Here is a 23,097-nt window from a genome sequence, read left to right as displayed (position 1 = left end):
AAATTCTTGTTTTCCCACTGCAAGCCATCTCCTTTTCAACACGGAAGGCAGCGGCGTTTCCCCCGCTCCCCTAACGACCCGCCCACCCTGTGCGCACAAACGCAGGTAGGCAAACGGGTTCGGAGATATACGTTGTTTTCAATTTAAAACCTTTAGTCTGCAAGCCAATCCAGATTAAGCGAAAGCAACCGCGCTTTTGTCGGCGCGCCGTTTTCTCCCGTCCAGCCCGCCATCTCATAGAAAAACTCGCGCGCCTGATAAAACATATCCTTATCGACGGTGAAGCCGTCGGTGATCCCGCCTTTGAGCGGCGCAAACATTTTGCCCGGCAGTTCATCGTCCGCATTGGTCAGGCCCTCGCGGATGTTGTAAGCGCGCATCATCTGCAGCCGGCGCTCTCCGACCATCAGCATTTCGTATAAATTGGTCTTCCAACCGGTTGCCATATTGACCGCATCGACAAAATCATCCGGTGTGTAAATCGTCCACATGCCCCACGCCAGCAGGCACATACACGCGGAGTCCATCATGCTGTACATCAGTTGGGTGCGCCAAAACAGCTTGGATTTCTCCAGATTCAGCTCATAAGGATCTTCCGCGCGGTCAAAGCCAAAGCCGCGCATCTGGTCGGACAGCGGCAGCGCGCCGATCGCCGGATCCATTTCGATCGTTACGTGATCCGCGCCAAACGGCGTCAGCGCATACGCCAGCGCGAGCGAAGCTTTTGCCTGCGGCATGTGTGCCGGGAATTCCCGGTTTTTCACCGTTGCCAAAAGCTTTTCCGAGCCTTTCCCGATTTTTTTCGCCAGACGTGCCGAGCCCAGCGCCACCTCTTTGCCGAAGCCCTCGCCTTTCCCCGTCAGCTCTGCAAGACGGATGACCCCGTCCGCATCGCCGAAACGAAGTTCGATCCCGCCGGTATCCTCTGCCGTAATCAGGCCTTTTTCCATACATTCCATAAGAAAGCCAACCGTTACGCCGAAAGAAATTGTGTCAAACGCATATTTTGCGGCGATCTCGTTGATCTTGCATATTGCAATCTTATCAGAAATGCACAGGTTTGAACCGCACATGCCGACCGTTTCGTATTCCGGTCCGCCATACCGCGCGTCTAATACGTCCGGCGCCACCTTTTTCGGGTCGACATGGCGCTTACAGCTTTGTACGCAGGCAAAACAGGTGCCGGGTTTTATGACGCTTTCCCATGCTTTTGGCGTCAGGTCATCCTGCCCCTCGAACACGCCGGACGACCAGTTGCGCGTCGGCAAGCCACCCAAGCCGATGTGTGCGTTGACGCAGTTGTTCGTACCTTCCTGCTTAAAGCCCGCCGGGCCCGCCTCGTTCAAAACCTGCTGTGCACCGCGTTTGGCCAGCGCCATCAGCCCCGCGGCATCCGCAAACTCTGCCTGGACGGTACCGCGCACCGCAATCGCGCGCAGGTTTTTCGAACCCATCACCGCACCCAGACCGCCGCGCCCATTGAAATGCGCCAGTTCATTTACGATATTGGCGTACATACAGCCGTTTTCGCCGGACGGACCGATCTGTGCGACGCGAATGTTTTTGTCGTTCAGCTCTTCCCGGATCATCTGCTGTACGTCGCCTGTGGTCTTGCCCCACAAGGCGGACGCATCCCGCAATTCGTAGGAGCCATTATGAATCCATAGGTATTGCGGCACGGATGCGCGTCCCTTGATCACGACCGCGTCAAACCCGGCCTTTTTTAGTTCGGGCGCCCAGTATCCACCGGCTTCGCTCGCGCCGATGGAGCCTGTGAGCGGTGATTTTGCTGTTACCGCGTGCCGCGCCGCGCCGCTGAGGCTCGCCCCGGTCACCGGGCCCACCGAGAAAACGATTACGTTTTCCGGTCCCAGCGGGTCGCAGCCTTTCGGGGATTCTTTTAAAACATAATACGTACCTAGACAGCTCCCGCCCAGATATGAACGGTAAAAGCCTTCTTCCGGTTTTTCCACCCAGCACTGTCCTTTTGTCAAATCCACATGCAGGATTTGGCCGGCATAGCCTTTCATTTCATCACCTCACTGATTGTACTCAGCCTCCTGAAACAAACGGAAGCAGTTGAAACACCTCTCCCCGTTGCAGCGGCTGATCTTTCCGCTTTTTGCAGGCGCCGATCATATGCTGGTTTCCGACCAGCAGGATGTATGGCGGACAGATCTGATACCGCTGCTGCACAAAACGCTGCACTTGCTCGCATGCGGCCTCTACCTGTTCATCCACTTCGAGCGGCTCTTGCGCGCACCCCGTCTGCGCAGCAAAATGCCCGCCATATTTCAGCATGACCTCGACTTGCATTTCTCCTCCTTTCCGCACCCGCAGCAGCTTACCATAACGGTTCCTGTGCCTTTTCAATTATCATATAGCACTCTTAATTATATGTCAATATATTGTATGCAATTTATATTTTATAATTATATCAGATGTATACATAAAAATGCACCCTACGAAAATCCTTCGCAGGGTGCATCGGGGACTTCAGGCGCTTCGTACTGCGGCGCATACACGATCCTGCACACGCACCAGAGAGCAATATTCCTCAATCACAACCAGGCTTTGCATTGAAAGTATGCCAAACTGTGCTTTTCTTTCTCCTATTCGGGCATTTTTGCATAGCAGTTCCAGCTGATCGACATCAAATTTAATCAGACGCTGCAAAACTTCCGAAATCGGATGTCCATACTCCAGCCATTCACATATTTCTATAAATCTGTTCACGAGGTCCATCTGTAATTCCGGTGTCTCGTAATTCATCCTCATACCCGTTCCCCTTTTTTCGTAATTATCGAACTGAATACGTTATTTACGAATTTAATTGTATCGAATATAGACATATTTTGCAAGGCGAAACCACGGTTTTCTCACTTCATTTATTAGAATTTCATTGTTTATTTTTGTGTATTTTTGTGTATTGTCCGTTATAAATTGTTGAATTCTATTAAAAACCTGCGTTTTATTTATTAGTATTTAATAAAACCTGCGTAAACTGGTTCTTTTTTCCTCATCCTGTGAAATCTTTTTGATCTTTTACATTAACAACAGGTTTTGGAAACGGTTAACGGACATTTTTTCGGTTTTATTAAACAAATATGCATTTTATTCCAGGAAAACACTTTTCTTTTTTTATAATCGTGTTATAATAAAAATAATACAAGATGGCAAATTCAAACACAAAGGAGCTCATCGATGTCTAAAACTTCTGTTGGGTTGATTGAACCCGCTTATAATCATATTTTGTCGCTGATCATGACACAGCAGCTGCAGCCCGGCCAGAAAATACCGGAAACAAAAATTGCAGAGCAGTTTGGTATCAGCCGCACACCGGTGCGCGATGCCATGCGCCAACTCGCCAACGAAGGTCTGATCGAAATTTTCCCCAACCGATTTGCGCTTGTCAAGGACTATTCAGCCGATGAGATCCGCGAGATTGGCACGCTGCGCGTATCCTTTGATACAACGGCGGTCAAGCTGGCCTCGCTCTACGGCAGCCGTGCGGATTTCCTGCATCTGGTTGAACTCGCTGAAAAATGCTCCAACGCGCTTGGGGCGCAGGACCGTTTGACTCAGATCCAGCATGATTGCGACTTCCACTTGGAGCTTGCCAAAATTTCACGCAACGATCTCTTGGTTAAGTTTCAAAAAGAATTATATCTGCGTGTCCAGTTTATCCTTTTGACCCATCCCAACTCTGTTTCTGACGAGTTTAAGCATGTGCGCCAGCATTTTGAAATTGCCGAAGCGCTAATGAATTATGATGAAGATCTGGCCACCAATATCATCATCAGCCACCTGACCGAGTCGTATGGTCTCAAAGATCAATACCCGACCGATTTCTTTTCCAGCTATGAACGGCCGGCAGACGCCAAACCATCCAAATAAGCCCCTAAGCCCTTGACGGATCATCAGGGGCTTTCCTTTTATCCGTTTGCAAAGCCGAGGTGCTAAGATGAAAACAATTCAATCCGTAGACCGCACGGTATTGCTGCTGGATACCATCGCCCAGCATCCCGGAGAGTATACCTTAAGCGAGCTCAGCAAGGTCATGAGGCTGCCCATCACCACGCTGCACGGCTTTTGCACAACACTGGAGCACTGGAAGCTTCTTCAAAAAAATGAAGCCGGACGCTATATCCTCGGCTACCGCCTGTTCCACTATGCGCTCAGTTTTAATGTAGAACAGCAGTTGATCGCCTCTGTACATCCGCATCTGGTCTCCCTTACGCGCCAATTCAACGAAACGTTTCATCTGGGCATTGTTCGGGATGACAAAGTGATTTACATAGACAAGTCCGAGCCGTCCAAACCTTACCGCATGACCTCCGTAGTCGGCAATATGGACGAATACTATAATTCCGCCATAGGCTTGCTCGTGCTGGCCAACCGTGGCATCGATATCCCTGCCGCTTACCTGCAAAACTGTAATGATATACGGCGGGATGGATACTGTTTAAAGTTTGAACCTGAAATGGACGCTTATTGTTTGGCGGTCGCATTACAAGATAACAGCGCGGGAATCAATATTGTTTTGCCGCAGCACCGCTACACGCCCGGTTTTTGTCAGCAAATCGTCGACGCAATGCGTGCAGTTGACGATGAACTCCAGCTTTCAAACCGTTCGTTCACCATTTAAAAAGAAAAACCAGCGGATAAATCCGCTGGTTTTTTGTTCTCTATTTTTTATTTTCCCGTGCCGCCTGCTCTTGATCCGCTTTGCGGCGTTCTTTTTTGGAAACCGGCCGGAACTCTTCTTTTGCTTCAACAAATTCTCCGGTTTCCGGGTCGAGGCGGGTCGCCCCCCGGTAATCGTTCGTATTCGTGGATAGGCCGCGCTTCTTCAGCAAATGATTAAAGCGCTCGGTTAGGATGCTGTACAGCACCGCGAACAGCGGCACGCCAACCGCCATGCCGACAAAGCCGAATACGCCGCCAAACACCAAAATGGCAAACATAACCCAAAAACTCGAAAGCCCGGTGGAATCGCCCAGGATTTTCGGGCCCAGGATATTACCGTCAAACTGCTGCAGAATAACGATAAAAATGATAAAATACAGCGCCTGCACCGGGCTGATGACCGCAATCAGAATCACGCTTGGGATCGCGCCGATGAACGGCCCAAAAAACGGGATGATATTGGTCACGCCGATGACGACCGAAATCAGCACAATATACTCAGAAATACTCAATACGCCAAAGCTGTTCAAAAGGCTTAGGCCGATAAAACACAGCACGCCGATGATCAGCGAATCGATCAGTTTACCCGTGATAAAGCCGCCAAAGACACGGTGCAGATGGTTCACGCGGCTCATCACCTGATTGGCGCGCTTGACAGAGAGCAAACTGTAAGACGCTTTTTTAGCCTGTGCGCAAAAGGTGTCCTTGCTGTTTAGGATATAGAGGGTGATAATAATACCGATCAGGAAATCGAACAGCACCGAAACGGTGCTCATCACGCCAGTCATCAGCTCCACGAGCTGCGGCAGCGCGATATTCTGCACCCAGTTGACGATCTGATTGGAAAGCTGGTCATAAAGCTGCAGGAAATTGCGTTCGATAAGCGGATTATCCTTCAAAAGCGCCGCCACCCACTGCGAGATCTCATCCAAGTATGTTTCCATGGAGTTGAGCAGCGAAAAAATGCTTAATACAAACTGCGGCAGCACCATCCATAGCAGCCCGCCGACGACGATCACGCCGCACAGCAGCGCCATAATGCTTGAAAAGCCTTTTGCGATGCCGACGCCGTTTTTAAACCTCGCGCTGAATTTTGGCCGCGACCAGCGGTACAGCGCGTTGAATATCGGAAGCAGCAGATAGGCCATGACAAAGCCATAAATAAACGGTTTGAGAATGCCGATAATCTTTTTGATGACCGACATCACGCCGCTCAGCCGGAACAGCAGGAAAAACACCAGAATACTGGCGACGATCACGCAAAACGCAGTCAGCCCCCATTGAAAGTAGTGTCCCTGTTCGGCTTGCTTTTTAGGTTTTTCCGGTGTTGGGTCGTGCACAGCCGCACTCCTTCCCTGCCCGCGGATGGGGCGAATTAGTCTTCGTCTTCAAAAAAGATGCGCCAGAAAAGATACATCCAGCTCGCCGCGAACAGCACGAACAGCGCCCCGCGGAATTTCTTAAAGAATTTTGCAAAGCACGCGCCCAGCCACAGGCCGAGTGACAGCAGGCATACCTTGAGCATGGCGAAATCAAAGATGGAAAATCCGTGCGCCTTGTCCATAGCAAGGCCGGTCCAGCGGCTTGCACAGTCTTTCGCGTCGTTTGCATAGGCGAGCATCTGCTCGGCACGGGCGCGGACAGCGTCGCGGTCGATGTCGGGAATGTAGTTTTTCATAGGTCGTACTCTCCTTTTTTACACATGTTTGGCGGGCGTACGCCCGGTTTTTGCAATGCTGCACGCCGTCTTCCCGGCGCAGGAGATGCGGCCGAGCCGCATGCCGATCTTTTCGGCGAGCTGCGCGGCGTCCGCGCTGCCGGTCTCCCGCAGAGCCGCCTGCAGGATCAGCCCCGAAGCGCGCGCGTCCGAGCCGGCCTCATGATGGTTTAGCGCAATACCCAATGCCTCAGACACTGTATTCAGCTTATGGTTGGGCAGATCCGGCCATACCCGCTGCGCGACCTTGACCGTGCACAGGTAATCGCAGTCCGGCATGGGCATGCGGTAATACGACAGGCACGCACACAATACGGCGGTATCGAACATCGCGTTGTGCGCGACCAGCACACCGCCATCCGCGCGGCGCGCGATGTGCCGCCAGACCAGATCAAACGGCGGCGCGTCTGCCACCATGCGTTCTTTAATGCCATGCACCCGGATATTGCCCCAGTGAAACCTGCCGACCTCGTCCGGCGGGCGGATGAGATAGGCTTCGCTTTCCACGGGCCCGCCATCCTCAAACACGGCGACGCCGATAGAACACGCCGACAGGGGCGAGGCGTTGCCCGTCTCGAAGTCGATCGCCATATATTTCATCGGACAGCCTCCCTCGGTGCGGCCTCCGCGCGCTCTTTCGCCGCCACCAGCAGACGGTAAAACGGCGTAAGCTTCCGGAAGCCCTCCAGCATGGAGGCGAGAAACGTTCCATCCAACACGGGCGCAAAATCGTCTGTCTCGGTATAATCCGCGCCCAAGTTTTTGCGGTTCAGCCAAGGCTGATATTCAGCTTTTGCGCCGGGATGCTTGGGACGCTTAAATAAATCGCCCGCGAGCGAGAACGCCGGACATCCGTCGAGCGCTTTTTTCGCTTCCTGGAACAATTTGTCCTCATGCAGGATCATTTCGCGCACCTCGGCCATCTCGCCCTTGCCAAAGCAGCCCCAGCAGCCGTAGCCCCACGATTCCGGGCCGACCTCCACATAATAAAATGGCATGGATTCGTGCGGATACTCACGCTGGCGGCGGAAATACATCCAGAGGTTTGCACGGTACAGCGTTTTGTCAGTCGTATAGCGTGTATCGCGGCGCACGCGCGATACCATGCGCGACGGTATGGTGACGAACAGCGGGTCGATCTCCAGCATAGTGGGCGTCATCGCTTCGATCAGGTCATGAAAGGGCTGGATGCCGAGCGCTTTGATCTCTTCCTTGTTCGCTTCGTAAAATTCCTTGTTATTTTGCAGGCGGTTAAGCTGCAGCAGGTCGATGCCCTCTGCGGAAAAGCCTGTGAATGCCATGGTTTGGGCACCTACCTTCCTATTTGCTATTGTACCGCGTTTCCGCCCGTTGCGCAACCGCATTTTGCATTTTCTCTTTACGAAAACGCTAAATGTGGTGTATAATAGGGATATCTTTTTTTGCAGGGAGGATTTTCGTTATGAATAACCCCGAAAAACTGCTCGGCCTGCTCTGCCAGGACGCGCGGCTTACCCCCGCACAGCTCGCCGCTATGACGGGCGCGACCGAAGACGAGGTCGCCGAAACCTTGCGGGCATATGAGAAAAACAACACGATCCTTGGCTATAAAACGATCGTCGACTGGGACAAGACCTCGAATGAGGACGTGACCGCGCTCATCGAAGTCAAGATCACGCCCCAGAAAGGCATGGGCTTTGACGAGATCGCCCGCCAGATCTGCTCGCATCATCAGGTCGAGAGCGTCTATCTGATGTCGGGTGGCTTCGACCTTACCGTCATCATCCGCGGCCGCTCGATGCGCGAGGTCGCGCGCTTTGTGTCCGAGCAGCTCGCGCCGATGGAGCATGTACTGTCGACCGGCACGCACTTCATCCTAAAAAAATACAAGGAGCAAAGCGTCGAATTCGATCCTTCCTCCGGGGATAAGAGAGAGGTCATGCTTTCATGGTAGACTACGAGCAGCTTCTGTCCGACCGCGTCAAAATCGTCAAGCCCTCTGGCATCCGCAAGTTTTTCGATATCGTGTCGACCATGCAGGACGCCATTTCGCTCGGCGTAGGCGAGCCCGACTTTGAGACCCCCTGGCAGATCCGCCGCGCGGGCATCCAGTCGCTCGAAAAGGGACAGACTTTTTATACCTCTAACTGGGGCCTTGCTGAGCTGCGCAGCCAGATCGCCGCGCTGACCCGCCGCAAGTACCAGCTCTGCTATGATCCCGAAAAGGAGATTCTCGTGACCGTCGGTGGGTCGGAAGCCATCGACAACGCGCTGCGCGCCTTTCTCTCCGTGGGCGACGAGGTGCTCATCCCCGAGCCGTCGTTCGTATGCTACACACCGCTGACCCAGATGGCGGGCGGCATACCCGTGCCGCTTCCCACGAGCGCGGAGGACCATTTCAAGCTGACGCCCGACCGCCTGCGCGCGGCCATCACGCCCAAAACCAAGGTGCTGGTGCTGCCCTACCCCAACAATCCGACCGGCGCGATCATGACCCGGGACGAGCTTGAGGGAATCGCCGCCGTGCTGCGGGACACCAACATCCTCGTGATTTCGGACGAAATTTATTGCAGCCTGACCTACGGCAGCGAGCCGCACGTATGCTTTGCCGAGCTGCCGGGCATGCAGGAGCGCACCATCGTGGTGGATGGGTTTTCCAAGTCCTATGCCATGACCGGCTGGCGGCTCGGCTGGGCGATGGGCCCCAAGGAGCTGATGAAGCCGATCTGCAAAATCCACCAGTTCGGCATTATGTCCGCGCCGACGACCGCGCAGTTTGCCGGCATCGAGGCCATCCGCACGGGCGAGGAGGACATCGCGCGCATGCGCGAGCAGTACGACCTGCGCCGCCGCTATCTGTTGGGCGAGCTACGCGGCATGGGGCTGGACTGCTTTGAGCCTGAGGGCGCGTTTTATATGTTCCCCTCCATCGAATCGACCGGGCTTTCCTCCGAGGAGTTCTGCGAGCGCCTGCTGCGCGAGCAGAAGGTCGCGGTCGTTCCCGGCAACGCCTTTGGCGACAGCGGCGAGGGGCACGTCCGCATTTCCTATTCCTATTCGATGAACCATTTGCGCGAGGCCTGCCTGCGCATGCGGCAGTTCCTCAAAACGCTGTAAAAGAGTATAAAAAGGGCGTTCCCGGTGCGGGAACGCCCTTTTCTTTTAAAACACGCAGTATTGCTCCATATAGGCATCCATGCGCGGCAAAATTTCGTCATAGCCGCCGTGCTGCGCGAGGTATTCGCGGATATCCTGCACGGTGATAAGCGCGTGCACGCGGATGCCGAACTCCTCGCCAACCTCCATGACCGCGGTCTTGCCCGGGGTGGTGCCAACCTCGCAGCGGTTGACCGAGATGAACATGTCGGTCACCTGCACGTCCGCGCAGCTCTGCAAGACCGGCATGGTCTCGCGGATAGCCGTACCCGCCGTGATGACGTCCTCGATAATGATGACGCGGTCGCCGTCCTGCGGCTTATAGCCGACGATCGAGCCGCCCTCGCCATGATCCTTGGCCTCCTTGCGGTTGAAGAAAAACGGCTTGTCGATGCCGTACATCCGCGCGAGCGCGCCCGCGACCGAGGTCGCCAGCGGGATGCCCTTATAGGCCGGGCCGAACATCGCGTCGAACGCGTCCCCCACCGTTTCCTTGACGAGCGCGGCGTAGAACTCGCCCAGCCGCGAGGACTGCAGGCCGGTCTTATAGTTGCCCGTATTGACGAAATACGGGGTCTTGCGGCCGGATTTGGTCGTAAAATCGCCAAAGCGCAACACATCCGCGCTCATCATGAATTCGATAAACTCTTTTTTGGCCTCTGTCAGCATGGTATTCCCGTCCTTTTCTCATTTGGATTTATTATAGCAGATTCCATCAAAAGCGGCAAGCGGCAGACGCATTCCCGCCGCAAAAATAAAAGAATCCCCCGGCAGAAGCCGGGGGATTCCTTTTTACTCTAATACCGCGCCCTTATCCGCCGAGGTGACCATGCGCGCATAGCGCGCCAGCCAGCCGGTCTTGATATTAGGCTCGCGCGGCGTGAATTTCGCGCGGCGCTTTTCCAGTTCCTCATCGGACACCTTGACGTTCACGCTGTTCGCCGGGATGTCGATGACGATCAGGTCGCCCTCCTCAATGAGCGCGATCTCGCCGCCCGCCGCCGCCTCGGGCGATACGTGCCCGATGGACGCGCCGCGGGACGCGCCGGAGAAGCGGCCGTCCGTAATCAGCGCGCAGTCCTTATCGAGCTGCATACCGGCAAGCGCCGAGGTCGGGTTGAGCATCTCGCGCATACCCGGGCCGCCCTTGGGGCCCTCGTAGCGGATGACCACCACGTCGCCCTTGACGATCTTGCCGCCATAAATGGCTTCAATCGCGTCGTCCTCGCTGTCGAACACGCGGGCGGGACCCTCGTGCACCATCATTTCGGGCGCGACCGCGCTGCGCTTGACCACACAGCCGTTTTTCGCGATATTGCCCCACAAAACGGCGATGCCGCCGGTCTCGGAGTAGGGGCTTTCGAGCGGACGCACGACCTCGGGGTTTTTGTTTATAACGCCTGCAAGGTTTTCGCCCACGGTCTTGCCCGTGACGGTCGGCAGCGTCAGGTCGAGCAGGTCGCGCTTGGTCAGCTCCTTCATAATCGCCGGCACGCCGCCCGCCAGATACAGTTCCTCGATATGGTGCGGGCCGGCGGGCGCGAGATGGCAGATGTTCGGCACCCCCGCCGAAAGCTCGTTGAGCGTGTTCAAATCGAGCGCGACGCCCGCCTCATGCGCAAGCGCGAGCAGGTGCAGCACTGAATTAGTCGAACAGCCGATGGCCATTTCACAGGTGAGCGCGTTGCGGAACGCCGCAGGGGTCAGGATATCGCGGGGCTTGATATCCTTTTCGACCAGTTCCATGATCTGCATGCCCGCGCGCTTGGCGAGCTGAATGCGCGCGGCGTGCACGGCCGGGGTCGTGCCGTTGCCGGGCAGCGCCATGCCGATGGCTTCGCTCAGGCAGTTCATCGAGTTCGCCGTGTACATGCCCGAGCACGAGCCGCAGCCCGGGCACGAGCCGAGTTCGCATTCGTGAAGCTTTTCGTCGCCAATCAGACCGGCCTTGTACGCGCCGACCGTCTCAAACGTCTTGGAAAGCGAGATCTCCTCGCCGTCGTACCGTCCGGCCAGCATCGGGCCGCCCGAAATGACGATCGACGGGATGTTGAGCCGCGCTGCGGCCATCAGCATGCCGGGCACGATCTTGTCGCAGTTCGGGATGAGCACGAGGCCGTCGAACTGGTGCGCCTGCGCGAGCGTTTCCACGCTGTCCGCGATCAGCTCGCGGCTGGGCAGTGAATATTTCATGCCGATGTGCCCCATGGCGATGCCGTCGCACACGCCGATGGCTGGAACCATGATGGGCGTGCCGCCCGCCATGCGTACGCCGGCCTTGGCCGCGTCCGCGATCTTATCCAGGTTGATATGCCCCGGGATGATCTCCGAGTGCGCCGACACCACGCCGATGATCGGGCGGGACATTTCCTCATCGGTCAGGCCGCAGGCACGCAGCAGCGAGCGGTTTGGCATGCGCTCCGCGCCCGCTACGATATTGTCGCTTCTTTTGGACATTGGGATATACCTCCTCTTTGAAAGCAAGGGCGGACGGCTCGCACCGTCCGCCCTCCGTGCGGTTTTCGTCTTATTTCTTCAGCCAGCTCATCAGGCCGCGCAGCTTCTTGCCGGTCTCCTCGAGCAGGGATTCGCTTTCGACCTGGCGGGTCGCGAGGAACTTGGCGCGGCCGCCCGCGCGGTTCTCCTGAATCCACTCGGAAGCAAACGTGCCGTCCTGGATCTCGCGCAGGATCTTCTTCATCTCCTTGCGGGTCTCCTCGGTGATAATGCGTTTGCCGGTGCGGTAATCGCCGTACTCCGCGGTGTCGGAGATCGAGTAGCGCATCTTGGCAAAGCCGCCCTCATTGACCAGATCAATGATCAGCTTCATTTCGTGCACGCACTCAAAATAAGCGTTCTCGGGCGCGTAACCAGCCTCTACCAGGGTCTCAAAGCCGGCTTTCATCAGCTCGCACACGCCGCCGCACAGGACAGCTTGCTCGCCGAACAGGTCGGTCTCGGTCTCGGCGCGGAACGTGGACTCCAGAATGCCCGCGCGGCCGCCGCCGATGCCGCAGGCATAGGCCAGCGCGATATCCATCGCTTTGCCCGAAGCGTTCTGGTGCACGCACACCAGATCGGGCACGCCGTGGCCCTCGAGGTACTGCGAGCGGACCGTGTGGCCGGGGCCCTTGGGCGCGATCATAATGACGTCGACGTCTGCCGGGGGCACGATCTGCTTAAAGTGGATGTTGAAGCCGTGCGCAAACGCCAGAACGTTGCCCGGCTTGAGGCCCGGCTCGATATCGCTCTTATAGATATCGGCCTGCTTCTCATCCGGCACGAGCATCATGACGATGTCGCCCGCCTTGGCGGCCTCTGCCGGGGTCATGACGGTCAGGCCGTAGTCCTTGGCTTTCTTTTCGTGCCCCGAACCCGGACGCAGGCCGACGACGACGTTGACGCCCGAATCCTTGAGGTTCATCGCGTGCGCGTGGCCCTGCGAGCCAAAGCCGATGATGGCAACGGTCTTGCCGTCGAGCAGGGACAGGTTGCAGTCCGAATCATAGTACATCTTTACCATTGTTGTTTCCTCCTAAGTATGTATATAAAATGTATTGAGAAACCTGAGGTTATCTGAGGATCGCGGTAACGCCCGAACGGCACATTTCCTTGACCCGGAAGTTTGCGACAACCGCGAGGAACGCGTCGATACGGCTGGGCACCTCGGTCAGTTCGACGATCATGCTGTGACCTGTCGTCTCGATGATTTGCGCGCCGTACACCTCTGCGACCTGCCGCACCGCGTCGCGCGCGGCGGCGTCCTCAGCGGCGAGCTTGACGAAAACCAGCTCGCGGCAATAGGAATCCGTCTCCTGCAAATGCTCGACCAGAATTACTTCCTCGAGCTTGGAAACCTGCTTGATGATCTGCTCCAAAATCGGCTCATCGCCCGTGACGACGATCGACATGCGGGAGATCTTGGGATCGGTGGTCGCCGAAACGGTCAGCGAATCGATGTTGTAGCCGCGCCGTCCGAACAGGCTGGACACGCGAGCCAGAACACCCGCATTGTTGCGGACGGTCACGGAAAGGATATATTTTTGCATTTCTTTTCTCCTTTCCTCAGTCCACGACCATGTCGTCGATCGTGCCGCCCGCCGGGATCATGGGCAGCACGCGCTCGTCCTTGTCGATCAGGCAGTCGATTATAAACGGGCCTTTACGCTTTCGCGCCTCGACCAGTGCGGCGCGCAGCTCGGCGATATTGCTCACGCGGCAGCCGCGCGCGCCGAATGCCTCGGCAAGCTTCACATAATCGGTTTTGCGCTGCGGGTCGGTCGCGGAGTAGCGCTTGCCATAGAACATGGTCTGCCACTGGCGGACATTGCCCAGCACGCGGTTATTCATAATGACGGTGATGATCGGCAGGTCGTAAGAGACCGCCGTGACCATCTCGTTCAGGTTCATGTGGAACGAGCCGTCGCCCGTGATGTGGACGACCGTCCTGTCCGGGTAGGCAAACTGCGCGCCGATGGCCGCGCCGTAGCCGAAGCCCATGGTACCGAGGCCGCCCGAGGTCAGGAATTGCCGCACATGCTTGCGGTAATTGTATTGCGAGGACCAAAGCTGATGCTGTCCAACGTCGGTGGCGATGATCGTATCCTCCGGCGTTTCCTCCGCGAGCGTGCGCAGAAGCTGGTGCGGGTGGATGACAGATTCGTCGTCTTTCGGCTTATAGTCGAGCTTGACGCGCCATTCTTCGATCTGCGCGCGCCACGCGTCGTGCTTTGCAGGCTCTACAAGCGGCAGCACGGCGGTCAGGAACTTCGAAGCGTCGCTGACCGCGGAAACGTCCACTCCGATATTCTTGTTGATCTCCGCCGCGTCAATGTCCACATGGACGATCTTCGCGTCCGGCGCGAAGCGACGCGTATCGGTCGCCACGCGGTCGGAAAAACGCGCGCCGAGGCAAATCAGCAGGTCGGACCGTTCAACCGCCCAGTCGGCGGAAACCGTGCCATGCATACCGATCATGCCGAGACTGAGCGGCTCGCTGTCCGGAATACAGCCAATGGCCATCATCGTATGCGCGGACGGAATATCGGCCTTCTGCATCAGCGCAAACAGCGCCTCGCTCGCATCCGACAGCTCCACGCCGCCGCCGTAGTAGATGACCGGGCGTTCGGACGCATTAATGAGCGCCGCGATCTCGCGCACTTGCGCTTCGGGAGCCGCCGGCGGCTCCTCGATGGGGAGCGGCGCGCCCGGTATGTATTCGCAGGTCGCGGCGGTCACGTCTTTCGGGATATCGACGAGCACCGGGCCGGGGCGGCCGGTGTTGGCGATGCGGAACGCGTCGCGCAGCGTGTCGGCCAGTTCCTCCACATTGCGCACAACGAAATTGTGCTTGGTGATCGGCATGGTGATGCCGGCGATATAGACCTCTTGGAACGAGTCCCGCCCGATCAGCGAAGTGCCGACGTTGCCGGTGATCGCGACCATCGGGATCGAATCCATGTACGCAGTCGCAATGCCGGTGACCAGGTTGGTCGCGCCCGGTCCCGAAGTCGCAAGACACACACCGGTCTTGCCGGTCGAACGGGCGTAGCCGTCCGCCGCGTGGGATGCGCCCTGTTCGTGGGCGGTCAAAATATGTCGAATGCGGCCGCTGTTCTGATAGAGCGCATCGTAGATATTGAGGACCGAGCCGCCGGGATAGCCGAAAATCGTATCGACACCCTGCTCTACCAATACCTCCACCAAAATCTCCGAACCGTTCTTTACCATGCGAATCCGCCTCCTTTCTCTGTTTGCCAATAAAAAAAGCCCCTGTCTCTTCTTAAAGAGACAAAGACTTAAACCTCTGCGGTACCACTCTTTTTGCCGCGCGTCCCGCGCGACCACTTTGCGACCGGATAACGCGGGTCAGACGATACGGCTTACACAGGGCCCTGTTTCATCCCATTTCAGCCATACTGCTCTCGGGGAGACTTTCGCACGTTCCATCCTCCGCCGTCTTTCACCAGCCGACAGCTCTCTGCAGGATTCCGGACGCTACTTTTCCCGGTCATCGCACTTTGTTGGTATTTGAATTTACTTTATCATTATAAAGCGGCGGCATATAATTGTCAACCGTGATTTTTATTTTTCTTTGTGCAAAACCTTTCTTACGCGAATGAACTGCACGGAAAACGCCATACTAACCGGGAATCTATCCGAAATGAGGCTGCTTTCCATGTCTGTACCGCTTCTACGAACCGTCATATTATATTTTGCCGTTGTCGCCGCCGTGCGCGTCATGGGCAAACGGCAGATCGGCGAGCTGGACCCGTCCGAACTGGTCATCACGATTCTGATTTCTGATCTTGCCGCCATTCCAATGCAGGATCTGGGCATCCCGCTGTTCGCCGGGCTGGTGCCGATCGCGGCGCTCATCATCCTAGAAATCTTCATGAGTTATTTTGCAATGAAAAGCCGCCGCTTCCGGCGCCTGATCAACGGGCAGCCCGCCATCATCATTAAAAAGGGCGAATTGGACATCCAAAAAATGCGGCAGATGCGCCTGACAACCGACGAAATCATTGAAACGCTGCGCAAGCAGGGCGTCGCCTCGGTGTCCGACGTAAAATACGGCGTGATCGAGCCTGACGGCACGCTGTCGATCGTTCTCAAGCAGCCGCAGCAGCCCGTGACTGCGGAAATGCTGAATCTGACCCCCAAGGACCAAGGCCTGCCGGTCGTCGTCGTGTCCGACGGCAAGCTGGTGCAGCGCTCGCTTCAGTTGCTTCACAAGGAAGCCAAAGAGGTCGAGAACCAGCTCAAAAACCAAGGTTATACGGTTGCCGACGTGTTCCTCATGACGCTCGACGACTGCGGCAACGTCTTTATCCAGCCAAAGGAGGCGAACTAATATGCGCAGACCACTGATCGCCCTTATTCTGCTCGCCGTCCTGCTCGCCGGCTGTGTCTGGAGCGACCGGTCGCTGGAGCGTGTGGTCGGCCAGATCGAACAAGCCGTGCAGCAGGACGACCTCGACAGCGCACAGAAACAATGGTCGGAGGCGCAGTCTTTGTTCGGCGCGCTGCTTATGCACGAGGAACTCGACCAGACCGACCGCCTCTTCGCGCGTGCCATCAAAGCCCGTGATGTGGGCGAAGACCGCGAACTGGCCATCGAGCGGGCCGAACTGCTTTCCCAACTGGCCCATTTGCCCGAGCTGGACGAGGCCAGCATCAAAAATGTGTTCTAATTCCCCAAATAAATGCATTCCTTTTTGTGGATAATTGCTCTAGTTTTCTATCTGCTCATTTGTTAATATAAGTTTGTAATTAGGAATTATTTTCATTTATAAGGAGGAATATCAAATGAATACAAAGGCTCTCAAAAAGCTCAATTATAGCCTTACGCTGGCCTCGACTGCGGCGGAGGGCAAAAATTTTGGCTGTATTGTAAACTCATTGCATCAGGTTACGTCCTCGTCTCCGCAAAAGTTTTCGCTTTCGTTGCACAATGATTCCGCCACCTGCGCCGCTATCAAAAAATCCAGCGTGCTCGCCGTCACGCTGCTCGGCAAGGACTGCCCCAAGGAAATCGTAAACGAATTTGGCTACAAATCCGGCCGGGCGGTGGACAAATTTGCGTCTTTCCCGTTTGAAACCGATGCACAGGGCTGTCCGTTTCTGAAAAAAGACATGGTTGCGAGACTGGCGTTCAAGGTGCTGGAGCAGGTCGCTGTCGGCACGCACACGCTCTTTATCTGCGAGCTGGCCGATGCTGAGCTACTCGACGAAGGCGACTGCCTGACCGTCAAGGAATATGAAACCCGCGGCGCCGATGTGCCGCCCGCCGCCCCCGTCTATCACGAGCTGGACGCCAACGCAGGCTGGAAATGCACGGTATGCGGCTATGTCCGTCTGTCGGATGAGATCCCGGATGACTATATCTGTCCGATCTGCCGCGCGCCACGCAGCAAATTTGTAAAACGCTGAAACCTGTTTTTCCTCTTTTATAAAAAGAAACGCTGCTTTCGCAGCGTTTCTTTTTATTTCAGCTTTTCGTCGGGGCTCATGATCGCGTGCAGATCATTTAAGCCCTTTTTCAAATTTTCGTAATTATTGGGCCCAATGATCGACTGGTCGCCGTTTTCATAGGCCTGCATCGTTTTGTGAATATCAAGCAGCCGGTACCGGTTTTCGTTCGACGCGTCCGCGTGCATCATATACATCGGGATATACTCGCATCCGCTGACCGTGACCGCGCCCGTCTTGCCATCCTTCGTCAACTCAATGTTGACCGCGGCGGTCAGGTTGGTATAGGGATCGTGCTGGTTGGAGATCAGATTTCCGAGGCAATAGCACAAAAAGCCTGTCCGCCCATCCGGAAGCGCGCGCAGTTCCATCGGCTGCGGCACGTGCACATGCCCGCCAAGCACCAGTGTCGCGCCGTTTTCAAATAGGAAATCGGCAAGCGCTGTTTGCTGCTCGCTCGGCGTCGTGCTGTATTCCTGTCCCCAGTGCATATATACGGCGATGCAGTCCGGTTTTTGCGCCTTCGCAGCTTCCAAATCGCGCCGGATCATCTCATAATCGACTTCCGTGCTGTCCTCCATATAGTCGGTCGCGTAGACGTTCACCGCGTAAGGATGCTCGCCCAACGGCAGGCCGTTGGTGCCGTAGGTATAGCCCAGAAAGGCCGTCTTGATGCCGCCGATATCGACGATTTTGACCGTGTCGCGCTCCTGCTGGGTACGGTAGGTGCCGACATGGTCAAGCCCGTTCTGTTCCAGCACGTCGAGCGTGCGGGCAAGGCCGTCGTAATACGTGTCCAGGCTGTGGTTGCCGACGGTGGACAGCAGATCGAAGCCGACCGCTTTTAAATCGCGAGCGAGCGCGTCGGGCGCGCAGAACTGCGGAAAGCCGGAATACGGCGGCCCGTTGAACGTGGTTTCAAGGCAGGCGGTCGTATAGTCCGCCGCCTCATAATATGGCCGCGCCTGTTCAAACAAATAAGTAAAATCATAATCGTTGCCGCCGCCCACCGACAGCGCTTCGTTCACCAGCGGCATATGCGCGACGATATCGCCCGCGACGCACAGTGTCGCGACAGTGTCCGACTGTTCAGACGAGGGCGGCCGCAGCCCTTGCGCGGGCGGCATCTCTGCCGGAGGATCGCTTTCGCTTGACGCGTGCCGCACCCCCAGCACCACCACCGCCGCGGTCGCGGCCACCAGCGTCAGCGTCACAACACCAGCGATGATACGATTCGTGCTGCGCCTGCTCATACCGGCTTCTGCCTCTTGCAAGATGCCTCAAACGAATCGGCGTGCACCCAGAACACCTCGGCCACCGATAAATGCGCGTCCGAATAGCTCCAGCCGTCCCGCCCAGTCAAATGCCGCATAATGACGTCGAAGCCATGGCGCTTTTCCGCATTGTCGTGCGCAAACTGCATGACACCCTCGCCGATGATGGATGCGAACGCATAGCTGTATTTGCAGGCGACGTCACCGCCGTCGATCACGCCGTGCTCGCACTCCAGCTCAAAGCACACGGCGGGGTTTGCCCGCAGTGCGTCGATTTTCTTGCCCTTGAGCCCGCTGTGGAAATACAGCGTCAGGCCGGTCTCGTCCCATTCGTAGCCAAAGTTCAGCGGCACAACGTAGGGCTTTCCCCCGCTTATCATCGCTACCCGGCACACCTTACAAGCCTGCAAGATCGGCTCAATATTTTTCCGTCCGGTCAATTCCCGGTCTTTTCTGCGCATTTTCCTCACCTCGGTATCAGCATACCATGTTTTTCCGCAGGGGACAAGCCCCGTTAAGCGGCGCGGCAGCTCCACAGCGCGGCGATCTGTCCGGAAAGCGTGTCATAGCTCCAAACCTTCCCGCTCCGCTCGCGGCTGTTGGGATCGCGCACGGCATAGCCGCCGTCCTCCTTGCCGCTCAGCACGATAAAGTGCCCGGAGGATGTGAAATCGCCTGGCAGCATCGAGCAGATCACTGGATGGCCGGCGGTGAGCGCGGCGTCGATCTGCGCTTTGTCCAGCGAGAGCTGTTCACAAACGACACCAAATGCCGCTGCGCCTATATTCATCAGCTCCCAGCTCGTGCCCTCGCCGGGTATGTAATAGCCCTGCTGCGCGGCGGTCTGCGCCACGCTGTAAGGCGTGATGGAGGCGTTTCCCGTCACATATGCCGCCGCCATGGCGAGGCTGGCCGGCGCGCAACCGCTGACCGCGACCGTGCTTTCCCCATAGGGCTGATAGCCCCAGCGCATATCCCATTGCAGCAGCAGCGGCACGCTGTCAAGCGGCTCGTCAAGCGACTGTGGGGGCGGGTCCTCCCGGTGCGACGGGTAGCCGAGCACAAAATCCAGCGTCTCGCTGTTTTTCGCAAGCATATCGAGGAACGCGGGCGGATAGGCTTCGGGCTTGTCCAAGATTTCCTGCACACGGCCGTCCTTCAGCGACAGCCGGACGAGAGCGGCGGCCGTCCCCTCCTGCACGGCGATGCCGCGCGCTTGCCAGTTCTTCACCGCATAGGCGCCGCCCATCAGCCGCAGACCAAACCAGAGGACGAAGGCCGCCACAATCAATAATAGCAGTTTTCTTCCCCAGCGGCGACGTCTTTTCACCCGCCTGCGGCGCGGCGGCGATCTGCGCGGCCGTTCGAGTTCCAATTCCCGGTATCCCATTGCTTCCACGTTCCTTTCCAAATGCCCGTTCTGTATTATGTGTTCTAGTACAGTTGTATCTTATCAGACAGCGCGTCCTATGTCAACCCTTTCCGCCGTCCCTGCTTATAAGAGCCAGAATCCCCCTGAACCGTTCAAAAATGAAGGTTCAGGGGGATTCCTGTTTTCAGCTATTGTGGTCGGAAACGTGGAACTGTTTCAGGTTTCCGATCTTTTCGGCGCGCCGGTCCATTTCGGCGCACACCTCGTCAAGCGTCACGCCGCATTCGTTCATCATGACCATCATGTGGTAAAACACGTCGTTGATCTCGCCGACAAGCTCGGACTTATCACCGTTTTTCGCCGCAATGATCGTCTCCGCGCACTCCTCACCCACTTTTTTCAAGATCTTATCCAGCCCCTTTTCAAACAGGTAGCAGGTATATGACCCCTCCTGCGGCTCCGTGCGCCGCTGCGCGATAACGGCCTCCATTTGTTCAAAGGAATTCATCGGGATGCTTCTCCTTTCTCCCATAGCGTGGTGTAAAAGCAGGTGCGGCTGCCCGTATGGCAGACCGGCCCCTTGGGCGTGCCGAGATAGATGAGCGTATCGTCGTCGCAATCAGACAGGATCTTTGACACGAAAATAAAGTTTCCCGAGGTCTCCCCCTTATTCCACAGCTTTTGCCGCGAACGAGAGAAAAACCAAGCCGTGCCGCTTTCCATCGTGCGGCGAAGCGCCTCTTCATTGGCATAGCCCAGCATGAGCACCTCGCCGTTTCGCTCATCCTGACAAACGACCGGAACCAGATCGCTTTTCACAAAAAATTTTGATAGCTCCATGTTAAATCCTCACCGGAATGTTTTTTTGATTCAGATGCTGCTTGACCTCGGATATGGTCAGCTCGCCATAGTGAAACAGGCTGGCGGCGAGCGCCGCGTCGCATCCGGTTTGCTCAAACACCTCGGAAAAGTGCGCGAGCGCGCCGCAGCCACCCGATGCGATGACCGGGATGCCAACCGCGTTTACGACCGCGCGGGTCAGTTCCAGATCGAAGCCGGACTTGGTGCCGTCCTTATCCATCGAAGTGAGCAATATCTCGCCCGCTCCGCGCTTATCGACCTCTTTCGCCCACGCGACCGCGTCAATCCCGGTCGGCGTGCGGCCGCCCGCAACATACACCTCGAAGCCTGATGGCGTTTTGCCCGTTCTGCGCGCGTCAATCGCGACGACCACGCATTGGCTGCCGTATTTTTCCGCCGCCGCGTCGATCAGCCCCGGATTATTCACCGCCGCCGAATTGACCGATATTTTGTCCGCCCCCGCGCGCAGGATGTCCCGAAAATCGTCTGCCGTGCGGATGCCGCCGCCGACCGTCACCGGTACGAATACCTCACGGCAGGTGCGCCGCACCACGTCCGCGATCGTGGCGCGGTCGTCCGAGGTCGCGGTGATATCGAGAAAAACGATCTCGTCCGCGCCCTGCTGGGAATAAAACTTGGCCAGCTCGACCGGGTCGCCCGCGTCGCGCAGGCTGACGAAATTGACGCCCTTGACCACGCGTCCATCTTTCACGTCCAGACACGGGATGATGCGTTTTGCCAGCATTATCTCGCCTCCCTGATTGCCGCCGCCAAATCGAGCGCGCCTGTATAGACCGCCTTGCCGGCAATCGCCTCGTCAATCCGAAGTGCTTTAAGCCTTTTCACATCATCCAGCGTGGACACACCGCCCGACGCAACGATACCGCACGACACCGCGCTGCGCAATGCCGCAAGCTGCTCAAAGTTGGGGCCGGCAAGCATCCCGTCCTTATCGATATCGGTAAAAATGATGGTGCGCACACCGTAGGATTCCATCAGCCTTGCAAATGCCAAAAAATCCGCGCCGCTGTCGTTGAGCCACCCCTCGGTGCGCACGGTGCCGCTCTTCGCGTCGATGCCGACGGCGATTTTTTCGCCGTATTTCCGCACCGCTTTGCGCACAAATCCCGGGTTCTTCACCGCCGCCGAGCCGATCACCACACGCGAAACCCCGAGCGCGAGCACGGCCTCCACGTCTTCCATTGACCGCACACCGCCGCCCAGCTCTACCCTTGCACCCGTTTCCCGGATGACGCGCTCGACCACGCCGTAATTGGCGTGGGAGCCGTCCTTAGCAGCGTCGAGATCGACCATATGCACCAGTTCCGCACCGGCTTTTAAAAAGCCCCGCGCCGTTTCGCAGGGATCCTCGGCTACTTTGTGTGCGGTCGCATAATCGCCTTTTTGCAGGCGCACACACTGCCCGTCCTTTAAATCGATCGCTGGGAGTATCCTCATCTGTCAAGCCTCCGTCAGTTTTGCAAAGTTGCGCAGGATTTTAAGCCCCACTTCCCCGCTCTTTTCGGGATGGAATTGGCAGCCGAACAGGTTGCCGCGCGCGACCATAGCGGGCACCGCCGCACCGTAATCGGCCGTACACGCAAGGTCGTTCGGGTTTCTCGGCATTGCCATGAAGCTATGCACAAAGTAAACGCAGTCGCCGTCTTTCACACCCGCGGTAAGCGCGTTCGGACGCAGGATATTGAGCCCGTTCCAGCCGATCTGCGGCAGCTTCAAATCTGTTTTGATCCGCTCGATCCGTCCGGGCAGCAGATCCAGCCCCGCACAAGGACGGATCTCGTCCGATTCGCTGAACAGCATCTGCATGCCCAGGCAAATGCCCAAAAAGGGCTTTTCCGCAGCCGCGCACTTGACCGCGGCCGTCAGCCCGGAGGCGGCAAGCGCCCGCATTGCGTCCGGAAACGCGCCCACGCCGGGCAGGATCACGCCCGCAGCCCGCTCAATATCCTCCGCTGTGCAGGCAATTTTATTGTCATAGCCCAGGAAATCCAGCGAATTGTGCACGCTCATCAGATTGCCCGCGCCATAGTCCACGATAGCGATATAGCTCATTTGTC

The 23,097-nt window shown here is 56.9% G+C and carries 27 protein-coding genes, 1 riboswitch and 1 other annotated feature; of the genes, 7 read left to right on the top strand and 20 right to left on the bottom strand.

Annotated features, from left to right (window positions below; translation table 11 throughout):
* Positions 1 to 11: 11 nt before the first annotated feature.
* Positions 12 to 137, bottom strand: a riboswitch (molybdenum cofactor riboswitch).
* 15 nt (positions 138 to 152) lie between these two features.
* The 3 genes from SO058_RS06725 to SO058_RS06715 all read right to left on the bottom strand — a co-directional run bounded on the left by SO058_RS06725 (position 153) and on the right by SO058_RS06715 (position 2,778).
* Entirely contained in the window at positions 153 to 2,030 is a 1,878-nt protein-coding gene (locus tag SO058_RS06725; protein WP_320842221.1) for an aldehyde ferredoxin oxidoreductase family protein, read from the bottom strand.
* A gap of 22 nt (positions 2,031 to 2,052) precedes the next feature.
* Positions 2,053 to 2,316, bottom strand: coding sequence for a MoaD/ThiS family protein (locus SO058_RS06720; protein ID WP_320842220.1), 264 nt, complete (start codon positions 2,314 to 2,316; stop codon positions 2,053 to 2,055).
* Between the two features lie 180 nt (positions 2,317 to 2,496).
* Positions 2,497 to 2,778 (bottom strand): hypothetical protein, encoded by a 282-nt coding sequence (locus tag SO058_RS06715; RefSeq protein ID WP_320842219.1) that lies wholly within the window; start codon positions 2,776 to 2,778, stop codon positions 2,497 to 2,499.
* A 426-nt stretch (positions 2,779 to 3,204) separates the two neighbouring features.
* Here SO058_RS06715 and SO058_RS06710 point away from each other — a divergent pair, with 426 nt between their 5' ends.
* Entirely contained in the window at positions 3,205 to 3,897 is a 693-nt protein-coding gene (locus SO058_RS06710) for a GntR family transcriptional regulator (RefSeq protein ID WP_320842218.1), read from the top strand.
* 67 nt (positions 3,898 to 3,964) lie between these two features.
* Positions 3,965 to 4,648, top strand: coding sequence for an IclR family transcriptional regulator (locus SO058_RS06705; RefSeq protein WP_320842217.1), 684 nt, complete (start codon positions 3,965 to 3,967; stop codon positions 4,646 to 4,648).
* 40 nt (positions 4,649 to 4,688) lie between these two features.
* On the opposite strand, the gene SO058_RS06700 is transcribed toward SO058_RS06705, so the two are convergent.
* Genes SO058_RS06700 through SO058_RS06685 form a run of 4 tightly spaced genes read right to left on the bottom strand, consistent with a single transcriptional unit; the run spans position 4,689 to position 7,707 of the window.
* Positions 4,689 to 6,029, bottom strand: a complete 1,341-nt coding sequence (locus tag SO058_RS06700; protein ID WP_320842216.1) for an AI-2E family transporter — start codon at positions 6,027 to 6,029, stop codon at positions 4,689 to 4,691.
* A 35-nt stretch (positions 6,030 to 6,064) separates the two neighbouring features.
* Positions 6,065 to 6,367: a hypothetical protein gene (locus SO058_RS06695; protein ID WP_320842215.1), complete on the bottom strand. Its 303-nt coding sequence runs from the start codon at positions 6,365 to 6,367 to the stop codon at positions 6,065 to 6,067.
* 18 nt (positions 6,368 to 6,385) lie between these two features.
* On the bottom strand, positions 6,386 to 7,006 hold the full coding sequence (locus SO058_RS06690) for a 3'-5' exonuclease (RefSeq protein WP_320842214.1): 621 nt from the start codon (positions 7,004 to 7,006) through the stop codon (positions 6,386 to 6,388).
* Complete coding sequence (locus SO058_RS06685; protein WP_320842213.1) at positions 7,003 to 7,707, bottom strand: DUF2461 domain-containing protein; 705 nt, start codon at positions 7,705 to 7,707, stop codon at positions 7,003 to 7,005. The genes SO058_RS06690 and SO058_RS06685 overlap by 4 nt, the downstream gene beginning before the upstream one ends.
* Positions 7,708 to 7,847: 140 nt before the next feature.
* Between SO058_RS06685 and SO058_RS06680 the strand changes: the two genes are divergently transcribed.
* Both SO058_RS06680 and SO058_RS06675 read left to right on the top strand, forming a co-directional pair.
* Positions 7,848 to 8,339, top strand: coding sequence for an Lrp/AsnC family transcriptional regulator (locus SO058_RS06680; RefSeq protein WP_320842212.1), 492 nt, complete (start codon positions 7,848 to 7,850; stop codon positions 8,337 to 8,339).
* A complete protein-coding gene (locus SO058_RS06675) occupies positions 8,333 to 9,502 on the top strand; it encodes a pyridoxal phosphate-dependent aminotransferase (RefSeq protein WP_320842211.1) in 1,170 nt (389 codons plus the stop codon). The genes SO058_RS06680 and SO058_RS06675 overlap by 7 nt, the downstream gene beginning before the upstream one ends.
* 45 nt (positions 9,503 to 9,547) lie before the next feature.
* On the opposite strand, the gene pyrE is transcribed toward SO058_RS06675, so the two are convergent.
* From pyrE to ilvB, 5 genes are all read right to left on the bottom strand, one after another.
* A complete protein-coding gene (gene pyrE / locus SO058_RS06670) occupies positions 9,548 to 10,210 on the bottom strand; it encodes an orotate phosphoribosyltransferase (RefSeq protein WP_320842210.1) in 663 nt (220 codons plus the stop codon).
* 123 nt (positions 10,211 to 10,333) lie between these two features.
* Positions 10,334 to 11,998: a dihydroxy-acid dehydratase gene (ilvD, locus tag SO058_RS06665; RefSeq protein WP_320842209.1), complete on the bottom strand. Its 1,665-nt coding sequence runs from the start codon at positions 11,996 to 11,998 to the stop codon at positions 10,334 to 10,336.
* A gap of 70 nt (positions 11,999 to 12,068) precedes the next feature.
* Positions 12,069 to 13,064 (bottom strand): ketol-acid reductoisomerase, encoded by a 996-nt coding sequence (ilvC, locus tag SO058_RS06660; RefSeq protein ID WP_320842208.1) that lies wholly within the window; start codon positions 13,062 to 13,064, stop codon positions 12,069 to 12,071.
* A gap of 49 nt (positions 13,065 to 13,113) precedes the next feature.
* Complete coding sequence (gene ilvN, locus SO058_RS06655; protein WP_320842207.1) at positions 13,114 to 13,590, bottom strand: acetolactate synthase small subunit; 477 nt, start codon at positions 13,588 to 13,590, stop codon at positions 13,114 to 13,116.
* Positions 13,591 to 13,606: 16 nt separating this feature from the next.
* Positions 13,607 to 15,271 (bottom strand): biosynthetic-type acetolactate synthase large subunit, encoded by a 1,665-nt coding sequence (gene ilvB, locus SO058_RS06650; protein WP_320842206.1) that lies wholly within the window; start codon positions 15,269 to 15,271, stop codon positions 13,607 to 13,609.
* A 53-nt stretch (positions 15,272 to 15,324) separates the two neighbouring features.
* Positions 15,325 to 15,564 (bottom strand) — a binding site (T-box leader).
* A 155-nt stretch (positions 15,565 to 15,719) separates the two neighbouring features.
* Here ilvB and SO058_RS06645 point away from each other — a divergent pair.
* The 3 genes from SO058_RS06645 to SO058_RS06635 all read left to right on the top strand — a co-directional run bounded on the left by SO058_RS06645 (position 15,720) and on the right by SO058_RS06635 (position 17,473).
* A complete protein-coding gene (locus SO058_RS06645) occupies positions 15,720 to 16,394 on the top strand; it encodes a DUF421 domain-containing protein (protein WP_320842205.1) in 675 nt (224 codons plus the stop codon).
* 1 nt (position 16,395) lies between these two features.
* Positions 16,396 to 16,734: a DUF4363 family protein gene (locus SO058_RS06640; protein ID WP_320842204.1), complete on the top strand. Its 339-nt coding sequence runs from the start codon at positions 16,396 to 16,398 to the stop codon at positions 16,732 to 16,734.
* Positions 16,735 to 16,849: 115 nt separating this feature from the next.
* Positions 16,850 to 17,473, top strand: a complete 624-nt coding sequence (locus tag SO058_RS06635; protein ID WP_320842203.1) for a flavin reductase family protein — start codon at positions 16,850 to 16,852, stop codon at positions 17,471 to 17,473.
* 53 nt (positions 17,474 to 17,526) lie between these two features.
* Here the strand turns inward: SO058_RS06635 and SO058_RS06630 are convergent, their stop codons facing one another.
* From SO058_RS06630 to hisH, 8 genes are all read right to left on the bottom strand, one after another.
* On the bottom strand, positions 17,527 to 18,765 hold the full coding sequence (locus tag SO058_RS06630) for a CapA family protein (RefSeq protein WP_320842202.1): 1,239 nt from the start codon (positions 18,763 to 18,765) through the stop codon (positions 17,527 to 17,529).
* Positions 18,762 to 19,247 (bottom strand): pyridoxamine 5'-phosphate oxidase family protein, encoded by a 486-nt coding sequence (locus SO058_RS06625; RefSeq protein WP_320842201.1) that lies wholly within the window; start codon positions 19,245 to 19,247, stop codon positions 18,762 to 18,764. The genes SO058_RS06630 and SO058_RS06625 overlap by 4 nt, the downstream gene beginning before the upstream one ends.
* Positions 19,248 to 19,300: 53 nt before the next feature.
* Complete coding sequence (locus SO058_RS06620; RefSeq protein ID WP_320842200.1) at positions 19,301 to 20,116, bottom strand: C39 family peptidase; 816 nt, start codon at positions 20,114 to 20,116, stop codon at positions 19,301 to 19,303.
* A 226-nt stretch (positions 20,117 to 20,342) separates the two neighbouring features.
* A complete protein-coding gene (hisE, locus tag SO058_RS06615; RefSeq protein WP_320842199.1) occupies positions 20,343 to 20,666 on the bottom strand; it encodes a phosphoribosyl-ATP diphosphatase in 324 nt (107 codons plus the stop codon).
* Positions 20,663 to 20,998, bottom strand: a complete 336-nt coding sequence (hisI, locus tag SO058_RS06610) for a phosphoribosyl-AMP cyclohydrolase (protein WP_320842198.1) — start codon at positions 20,996 to 20,998, stop codon at positions 20,663 to 20,665. Before hisI ends, hisE begins: the two co-directional genes overlap by 4 nt.
* Before the next feature lies 1 nt (position 20,999).
* Complete coding sequence (gene hisF, locus SO058_RS06605; protein ID WP_320842197.1) at positions 21,000 to 21,764, bottom strand: imidazole glycerol phosphate synthase subunit HisF; 765 nt, start codon at positions 21,762 to 21,764, stop codon at positions 21,000 to 21,002.
* Positions 21,764 to 22,477, bottom strand: coding sequence for a 1-(5-phosphoribosyl)-5-[(5-phosphoribosylamino)methylideneamino]imidazole-4-carboxamide isomerase (gene hisA, locus SO058_RS06600; protein WP_320842196.1), 714 nt, complete (start codon positions 22,475 to 22,477; stop codon positions 21,764 to 21,766). The genes hisF and hisA overlap by 1 nt, the downstream gene beginning before the upstream one ends.
* 3 nt (positions 22,478 to 22,480) lie before the next feature.
* Positions 22,481 to 23,092: an imidazole glycerol phosphate synthase subunit HisH gene (gene hisH, locus SO058_RS06595; RefSeq protein ID WP_320842195.1), complete on the bottom strand. Its 612-nt coding sequence runs from the start codon at positions 23,090 to 23,092 to the stop codon at positions 22,481 to 22,483.
* Positions 23,093 to 23,097 lie beyond the last annotated feature (5 nt).

Origin of the sequence: Agathobaculum sp. (assembly GCF_034098985.1) — a bacterium.
Taxonomy (GTDB): Bacteria; Bacillota; Clostridia; order Oscillospirales; family Butyricicoccaceae; genus Agathobaculum.
This window is presented reverse-complemented; position numbering and strand designations above follow the sequence as displayed.

Coding starts and splice junctions, on each gene's coding strand:
- SO058_RS06690 (WP_320842214.1), bottom strand. CDS start 7,006: ATGAAATATATGGCGATCGACTTCGAGACGGGCAACGCCTCGCCCCTG.
- SO058_RS06645 (WP_320842205.1), top strand. CDS start 15,720: ATGTCTGTACCGCTTCTACGAACCGTCATATTATATTTTGCCGTTGTC.
- SO058_RS06630 (WP_320842202.1), bottom strand. CDS start 18,765: ATGAGCAGGCGCAGCACGAATCGTATCATCGCTGGTGTTGTGACGCTG.
- SO058_RS06625 (WP_320842201.1), bottom strand. CDS start 19,247: ATGCGCAGAAAAGACCGGGAATTGACCGGACGGAAAAATATTGAGCCG.
- ilvB (WP_320842206.1), bottom strand. CDS start 15,271: ATGGTAAAGAACGGTTCGGAGATTTTGGTGGAGGTATTGGTAGAGCAG.
- pyrE (WP_320842210.1), bottom strand. CDS start 10,210: ATGCTGACAGAGGCCAAAAAAGAGTTTATCGAATTCATGATGAGCGCG.
- SO058_RS06725 (WP_320842221.1), bottom strand. CDS start 2,030: ATGAAAGGCTATGCCGGCCAAATCCTGCATGTGGATTTGACAAAAGGA.
- hisF (WP_320842197.1), bottom strand. CDS start 21,764: ATGCTGGCAAAACGCATCATCCCGTGTCTGGACGTGAAAGATGGACGC.
- SO058_RS06635 (WP_320842203.1), top strand. CDS start 16,850: ATGAATACAAAGGCTCTCAAAAAGCTCAATTATAGCCTTACGCTGGCC.
- ilvN (WP_320842207.1), bottom strand. CDS start 13,590: ATGCAAAAATATATCCTTTCCGTGACCGTCCGCAACAATGCGGGTGTT.
- hisA (WP_320842196.1), bottom strand. CDS start 22,477: ATGAGGATACTCCCAGCGATCGATTTAAAGGACGGGCAGTGTGTGCGC.
- ilvC (WP_320842208.1), bottom strand. CDS start 13,064: ATGGTAAAGATGTACTATGATTCGGACTGCAACCTGTCCCTGCTCGAC.
- SO058_RS06710 (WP_320842218.1), top strand. CDS start 3,205: ATGTCTAAAACTTCTGTTGGGTTGATTGAACCCGCTTATAATCATATT.
- SO058_RS06695 (WP_320842215.1), bottom strand. CDS start 6,367: ATGAAAAACTACATTCCCGACATCGACCGCGACGCTGTCCGCGCCCGT.
- SO058_RS06675 (WP_320842211.1), top strand. CDS start 8,333: ATGGTAGACTACGAGCAGCTTCTGTCCGACCGCGTCAAAATCGTCAAG.
- SO058_RS06640 (WP_320842204.1), top strand. CDS start 16,396: ATGCGCAGACCACTGATCGCCCTTATTCTGCTCGCCGTCCTGCTCGCC.
- hisH (WP_320842195.1), bottom strand. CDS start 23,092: ATGAGCTATATCGCTATCGTGGACTATGGCGCGGGCAATCTGATGAGC.
- hisE (WP_320842199.1), bottom strand. CDS start 20,666: ATGAATTCCTTTGAACAAATGGAGGCCGTTATCGCGCAGCGGCGCACG.
- ilvD (WP_320842209.1), bottom strand. CDS start 11,998: ATGTCCAAAAGAAGCGACAATATCGTAGCGGGCGCGGAGCGCATGCCA.
- SO058_RS06680 (WP_320842212.1), top strand. CDS start 7,848: ATGAATAACCCCGAAAAACTGCTCGGCCTGCTCTGCCAGGACGCGCGG.
- SO058_RS06715 (WP_320842219.1), bottom strand. CDS start 2,778: ATGAGGATGAATTACGAGACACCGGAATTACAGATGGACCTCGTGAAC.
- SO058_RS06705 (WP_320842217.1), top strand. CDS start 3,965: ATGAAAACAATTCAATCCGTAGACCGCACGGTATTGCTGCTGGATACC.
- SO058_RS06685 (WP_320842213.1), bottom strand. CDS start 7,707: ATGGCATTCACAGGCTTTTCCGCAGAGGGCATCGACCTGCTGCAGCTT.
- SO058_RS06720 (WP_320842220.1), bottom strand. CDS start 2,316: ATGCAAGTCGAGGTCATGCTGAAATATGGCGGGCATTTTGCTGCGCAG.
- hisI (WP_320842198.1), bottom strand. CDS start 20,998: ATGGAGCTATCAAAATTTTTTGTGAAAAGCGATCTGGTTCCGGTCGTT.